Origin of the sequence: Rhizobium sp. BK275 (assembly GCF_014193555.1) — a bacterium.
Classification (GTDB): domain Bacteria; phylum Pseudomonadota; class Alphaproteobacteria; order Rhizobiales; family Rhizobiaceae; genus Rhizobium.
The window spans coordinates 713,514-719,714 of record NZ_JACHZL010000003.1 but is presented as its reverse complement, the minus strand read 5'-3'; the positions used below and the strand labels follow the sequence as shown (position 1 = coordinate 719,714).

The 6,201-nt window shown below is 61.5% G+C and carries 8 protein-coding genes; 4 read left to right on the top strand and 4 right to left on the bottom strand.

The genetic code is table 11. The annotated features are described in order from the left end of the window. Positions 1-315: cytochrome c-type biogenesis protein (locus FHT82_RS13450; protein WP_183730977.1), on the top strand; the 315-nt coding region annotated here is incomplete at its 5' end. Between the two features lie 37 nt (positions 316-352). Here the strand turns inward: FHT82_RS13450 and FHT82_RS13445 are convergent. From FHT82_RS13445 to FHT82_RS13430, 4 genes are all read right to left on the bottom strand, one after another. Continuing rightward, a complete protein-coding gene (locus tag FHT82_RS13445; RefSeq protein ID WP_183730974.1) occupies positions 353-742 on the bottom strand; it encodes a DoxX family protein in 390 nt (129 codons plus the stop codon). Beyond that, on the bottom strand, positions 739-1,155 hold the full coding sequence (locus FHT82_RS13440) for a VOC family protein (RefSeq protein WP_183730971.1): 417 nt from the start codon (positions 1,153-1,155) through the stop codon (positions 739-741). Before FHT82_RS13440 ends, FHT82_RS13445 begins: the two co-directional genes overlap by 4 nt. Before the next feature lie 5 nt (positions 1,156-1,160). Continuing rightward, positions 1,161-1,637, bottom strand: coding sequence for an SRPBCC domain-containing protein (locus tag FHT82_RS13435; protein ID WP_183730968.1), 477 nt, complete (start codon positions 1,635-1,637; stop codon positions 1,161-1,163). A gap of 90 nt (positions 1,638-1,727) precedes the next feature. Then, positions 1,728-2,075, bottom strand: coding sequence for a metalloregulator ArsR/SmtB family transcription factor (locus FHT82_RS13430; RefSeq protein ID WP_183730965.1), 348 nt, complete (start codon positions 2,073-2,075; stop codon positions 1,728-1,730). Positions 2,076-2,316: 241 nt separating this feature from the next. Between FHT82_RS13430 and FHT82_RS13425 the strand changes: the two genes are divergently transcribed. The 3 genes from FHT82_RS13425 (at position 2,317) to FHT82_RS13415 (ending at position 6,144) form a co-directional block, all read left to right on the top strand. Then, positions 2,317-3,876 (top strand): Do family serine endopeptidase, encoded by a 1,560-nt coding sequence (locus tag FHT82_RS13425; RefSeq protein WP_183730962.1) that lies wholly within the window; start codon positions 2,317-2,319, stop codon positions 3,874-3,876. Between the two features lie 118 nt (positions 3,877-3,994). Next, positions 3,995-4,741: a response regulator transcription factor gene (locus FHT82_RS13420; RefSeq protein WP_007825278.1), complete on the top strand. Its 747-nt coding sequence runs from the start codon at positions 3,995-3,997 to the stop codon at positions 4,739-4,741. Further along, positions 4,738-6,144, top strand: a complete 1,407-nt coding sequence (locus tag FHT82_RS13415) for a HAMP domain-containing sensor histidine kinase (RefSeq protein WP_183730960.1) — start codon at positions 4,738-4,740, stop codon at positions 6,142-6,144. Before FHT82_RS13420 ends, FHT82_RS13415 begins: the two co-directional genes overlap by 4 nt. Positions 6,145-6,201 lie beyond the last annotated feature (57 nt).

The following is a 6,201-nucleotide window of genomic DNA, read 5'->3' as shown; positions in this document are numbered from 1 at the left end:
TGTCAGAACCAGTCGATCGACGATTCCAATGCCGATCTCGCCAAGGACCTGCGCCTGCTCGTGCGCGAGCGCATCACCGATGGCGACAGCGACGAGCAGGTGCTGAACTATATCGTCTCGCGCTATGGCGAGTTCGTGCTGCTGAAGCCGCGCTTCAGCCTGCACACACTGCTGCTCTGGGGTGCTCCCGTGCTGCTGATCCTCACCGGCGGGGTTTCGCTCGTCGTCTTTGCCCGCAGAAGAGCCGGCAAGCCGACCGGCAGCAAGCTCACCGCCGAAGAACAGGCCAAGCTCGAAGAATTGCTGAAAAAATAAAACCATTCCGCCGGCTGAGCAGCGGAATGGTCGATCCTCACGCCTTTCGATAGGGAAAAAGCGCCCGCACGGCCGGATCGCGCAGCCACAATCCACCCCACATGAACAGCCCCAGATAGATGCTGAACAATATATGGCTAAAGAGCGGGCTTCCGGCCCGGATCTGTGTCGCCATGGCCCCACCGAGCAGCCCCATCATCAGCACGGCACCGAAAACGCTCGTCTGCGGGATGAGGTAGAGCACGAGGCAGGTGAGCTCGATGAGGCCGATCATCAGCACATAGCCGTTCGGCCATCCAAGCTGCGTCATGATTTCCTCGGCGACCGGCATGCCGAGAAGTTTTGGCGCGATCGATGCGCCGAGCATGAAGAGCGCGAAGAGCCCGGTGAGCACGCGACCGGTCCAGAGCATGGCCTTTTCGTTCATGGCTGACCCGCCGGGATCGTGTTGACCATCCAGGGCGTGCCGAAGCGGTCGGTGAACATGCCGAAGCCCGGCGACCAGAAGGTGGCGTTATAGGGCATGGTCACCTTGCCGCCTTCCGACAGCGCCTCGAAGACCCGCTTCGTTTCCGCAGCGTCCTCGCTGTGATAGGTGGCGCTGAAGCCGCCCATATCCTCCTGATACCCGGGAGGGGCGTCACAGCCCATCAGGGACTGGTCGCCGACATCGAGCCAGGCATGCATGATCTTGTCCTTGAAGGACGGATCGATCGGCATGTCGCCGGGTGCTTCTCCGAAAGTGTGCATGCCGGTCAGCTTGCCGCCGAGCACTTTGGCATAGAATTCGAAGGCCTGACGGCATTCGCCTTTGAACACGAGATTCGTGACGAGTTTCATGATCCTCACTCCCTTTGATGTCCTTGCATTGCAATCCAGCTTTCCAGCCTGCCGAAAGTGCTCTCCCAGCCATATCTGTGTCCGGCAAGGCTCTCTTCGGACTTCAGGTCTGCATGGGTAAAATCCATCCGCGTGCGGCCATCGGCCAGTTCCTCGAAGAGGACGGTCACGAGTGTCACGACCGGTTCGCCGTCCTCATGCGAGCTCTCCCACTGGAAGGTGAAGGCGAGGCGCGAGGGCTCTTCTATTTCTCTGTAGACGCCGCTCTGCCACAACAGGCGGCCGTCCTTCGTATTCTTCAGGCAGGCCCTGTATGTGCCGCCGATGCGCAGATCCTGCACGACGCTGACCGCCGGCCACTCGACAGGGCCGAGCCAGGCGACGACCATTTCCGGCCGGGTCCAGGCGGACCATAGGAGCGCACGCGGCGCATCGAATATCCGCTGCATATGCAATGTGGGGCGCGATAGCTGATCGGCCATGATGATTTCCCTGTTTGATTGAAGATGCGCGTCGATCTTTTTAAGCATCGGATTCTCCGAAAACCGCTTCACACTTTTCGGTCCGATACTCTAGTTGCGCGAGCCGCGGTCATCCGCGCTTTGGATCTTCTGAAGGTAGCCGTCCAACCGGTCGAAGCTCGATTCCCAGAAGCGCCGGTATTGCTCCAGCCAGTCGGCGATGCTTTTCATCGTCTGCGGTTCAAGCCTGGCCGGTCGCCACTGGGCTTCCTTGCCACGGCTGATGAGGCCAGCCTTTTCCAGCACTTTGAGATGTTTCGAGACGGCCGGAAGGCTCATGTCGAAGGGGGCGGCGAGCTCGTTGACCGAAGCCTCGCCTTCGGCCAGCCGCGCGATGATTGCCCGGCGTGTGGGGTCTGCAAGGGCTGCAAAAGCGGCGCTCAGGGTGTCGGTCTGCATGATGTCCTCGTATGTAACTTTTTGGTTAAATACAGGGTGCCCACGCGCTTGTCAACCAATCGGTTAAATATGGATCGGCGAATTGGCATCGCCCCTCGCATGCAACCAAAAGAATGTCAGTACATTACGAATTTTTCATGGGCCGGACAGTTCGCAGTAAGGTCTGGCGTCCTATATCTCGATCATCAACGGATCCGGCATCGCCCGGAACGAGATCTGAACAAAAAGAGAAGGTGCTCTAATGCTCAAAAATTTCCGCGGACGTCCGTCCCTCAAAACGGTGCTTCAGGCATCCACCGTTGCCGGTCTGGCAGCCGCCGTGCTCGCAACCGGTATCCCTGTCGAGATCTCCCGTTCTTACGCCGAGGCTGTCAATGTCCAGTCTCCCTCGGTTCCGAGCTTCGCCAATGTCGTTGACGCCGTTTCCCCTGCCGTCGTTTCCGTTCGCGTCGAAAGCCGCGTGAAGCCCGCTTCCGATGACGGCAACGGTTTCTCCTTCGATTTCAACGGCCGCGGCTTTGACGATCTGCCGGACGCTCTGAAGCCGTTCTTCCGCCAGTTCGGCGAGCAGCAGAACCGTCAGGGCCAGAATCAGCAGCGCCGCTTCGGCCATCCGGGCGAGGGTCGCCTGCGCCCGGTCGCTCAAGGGTCGGGCTTCTTCATCACCGAAGACGGCTACATCGTCACCAACAACCACGTCGTGTCCGACGGCTCGGCCTTCGTTGCCGTCATGAATGACGGTACCGAGCTCGACGCCAAGCTGATCGGCAAGGACCCGCGCACCGACCTCGCCGTGCTGAAGGTCGATGGCAAGGGCCGCAAGTTCACCTATGTCAATTGGGCCGATGACAACAAGGTCCGCGTCGGTGACTGGGTCGTCGCCGTCGGCAATCCCTTCGGCCTCGGCGGCACGGTCACGGCCGGCATCATTTCGGCCCGCGGCCGCGATATCGGCTCCGGCCCCTATGACGATTACCTGCAGGTCGACGCCGCCGTGAACCGCGGCAACTCCGGTGGTCCGACCTTCAACCTCAACGGTGAGGTCGTCGGCATCAATACCGCGATCTTCTCGCCGTCGGGCGGCAGCGTCGGTATCGCCTTTGCAATCCCGGCTTCCACCGCCAAGGATGTCGTTGCCGATCTGATGAAGGACGGTACGGTTTCGCGCGGTTACCTCGGCGTGCAGATCCAGCCGGTCACCAAGGACATTGCCGACTCCCTCGGCCTCTCCGAAGCAAGTGGCGCTCTGGTCGTTTCCGCGCAGGACGGCACGCCGGGCCAGAAGGCCGGCATGAAGACCGGCGACGTCGTGACCGCCGTCAACGGTGAGCCGGTCAAGGATGCCCGCGATCTCAGCCGCCGCATCGGCGCGATGACACCGGGCAGCAAGGTCGAGCTTTCGGTATGGCGTTCCGGCAAGGCCCAGTCCGTCACCGTCGAGCTCGGCACGCTGCCGGCTGATCAGCAGGCTTCCGCAGGCGACGACAATGACCAGCAGGGACAGGCTCAGCCGCCGGCATCCGAAAAGGCGCTTGCTGATCTCGGCTTGACGGTCGGCCCCTCCGATGACGGCAAGGGTCTTGCCATCACCGGCATCGACCCGAACTCCGATGCTGCCGACAAGGGCATCAAGGAGGGCGAGACGATCACCTCGGTCAACAACCAGGAAGTCTCCAGCGCTGACGATGTCGTCCGCGTCATCAACCAGGCCAAGAAAGACGGCCGCACCCGCGCGCTGTTCCAGATCCAGTCGAAGGACGGCAGCCGCTTCGTCGCCCTCCCGATCAACGGCCAGGGCTGATCTTCTGGCCTCAGAAGGCAGGAGCCGCGCAGGTACACATGCTGCGCGGCTCCAAATTTTCCAACTTTGTCAAATTCTTCAAGTCCGCTGAATTCTTCAATTATGAAGGACGCCCGCAATGACCTCCGCACAACAGGAAGACGCTTTGAGCCTTGCCGAAAAGCAACCGGCGGGTAATGTCGGCCGCATGAAGATTCTCATCATCGAAGACGATCTCGAAGCGGCGGTTTATCTCACGAAAGCCTTTCGTGAGGCGGGCATCGTTGCCGACCATGCAAGCGACGGCGAAAGCGGTCTCTTCATGGGGTCGGAAAATACCTACGACGTCATCGTCATCGACCGCATGCTGCCGCGCCGCGATGGTCTCTCCGTCATCAGCGAGCTGCGCCGCAAGGGCATCCACACGCCCGTTCTCATTCTCTCCGCTCTCGGTCAGGTCGACGACCGCGTGACGGGTCTGCGCGCCGGCGGCGACGACTACCTGCCGAAGCCTTACGCGTTCAGCGAGCTGCTCGCGCGCGTCGAAGTGCTCGGCCGCCGCAAGGGCACGCCGGATCAGGATGTCGTCTACCGCGTCGGCGATCTCGAACTCGACCGCCTCTCGCATGAGGTCCGCCGCGGCGGCAAGGAGATCCCGCTGCAGCCGCGCGAATTCCGCCTGCTGGAATATTTGATGAAGAATGCCGGCCAGGTCGTGACCCGCACCATGCTCTTGGAAAATGTCTGGGATTACCACTTCGATCCGCAGACCAATGTCATCGACGTGCATGTCTCGCGCCTGCGCTCCAAGATCGAGAAGGACTTCAGCCAGCCGCTGCTGAAGACGATCCGCGGCGCGGGTTACATGATCAAGGACGAGGGATGAGCCGCTTCTGGGTTCTTTTCAAATCCACAGCAGTCCGCCTTTCGGCCCTTTATATCCTGCTCTTTGCCATCTGCGCCGCAACGCTCGTCTTCTATGTGACGGCGATGTCCGAGCGGCTGCTGTCCGGCCAGATCCGCGATTCGGTCGCCCAGGAGGTGACGCAGGTCCAGCGCGCCTATGATGCCGGCGGCATGAACCTGCTCCTGCGCACGATGGAGCGCCGCGCCCGTCAGCCGGGCGCCAATCTCTATCTCATCGCCGGTCCCTCGGGCGATATCCTTGCCGGCAACGTCGCTTCCGTGCAGCCAGGCGTTTTCGAGGAGCAGGGCTGGACCTCGGTACCCTTCATGTATCAGCGCTATACCGATAGCGGTCTGGTGCGGCATATGGCGATTGCCAACATCTTCGTTCTCGACAACGGCCTGCGCGTACTGATCGGCCGCGACCTTGGCGAGCCGGAACGTTTTCGCGTGCTGGTGCGCCAGGCCCTGATGATCGCGCTCGCTATCATGGGTCTCGGCGCCATCATCATCTGGTTCGGCATCGGCCGCAATGCGCTGAAACGCATCGACCGCATGTCGGACGCCGGCAAGAAGATCATGGCCGGCGATCTCTCGCAGCGCCTGCCGGTCGGCGGCTCGGGTGACGAGTTCGATCGTCTTTCCGTCTCGCTGAACACCATGCTGGAACGCATCGAAAAGCTGAACGAAGGGCTGCGGCAGGTCTCCGACAATATCGCCCATGACCTGAAGACGCCGCTGACGCGCCTGCGCAACAAGGCCGCCGATGCGCTCGACATGGAGGACCGCGAGCTGCGCCGCGGCGCTCTCGAAGGCATCATCTCCGAATCCGACCAGCTCATCCGCACCTTCAACGCGCTGCTGATGATCTCTCGCGTCGAGGCGGGTTCCGTCGCCGCCGAAATGTCGCCGATCGAGCTTTCCGCCATCGTCGCCGACAGCGCCGAACTCTACGAGCCGGTGGCCGATGAGGCAGGCATGGCGCTGACGTCCGAGATCGAGCCTGGCATCGAGATACAGGGCAACCGCGAACTGATCGGCCAGGCGATCTTCAATCTGCTCGACAATGCGATCAAATATTCCGCCGATACCCAAGGCGCAGGCGCCGTCTCGGTGAAGCTCCACCGCCGCCCCGACGGCATCTGCCTGTCCGTTGCCGACCACGGGCCGGGCGTCCCGCCTGATCGGCGCGAGGACGTGCTGAAGCGCTTCGTGCGCCTGGATGAAAGCCGCTCGAAGCCTGGCACCGGCCTTGGCCTCTCGCTGGTCGAGGCGATCATGGAGCTGCATGGCGGTACACTGGAACTGTCCGATACCGAACCCAACAATGCCGAGCGCCCCGGCCTCACTGTCAGCATGGTTTTCCCTGCTAAGGCAGTCTGATTTTCCGGATCATTTTCATATTGGCGCTTTCGTTTCGACACCCTAGTTTAAAGTCGC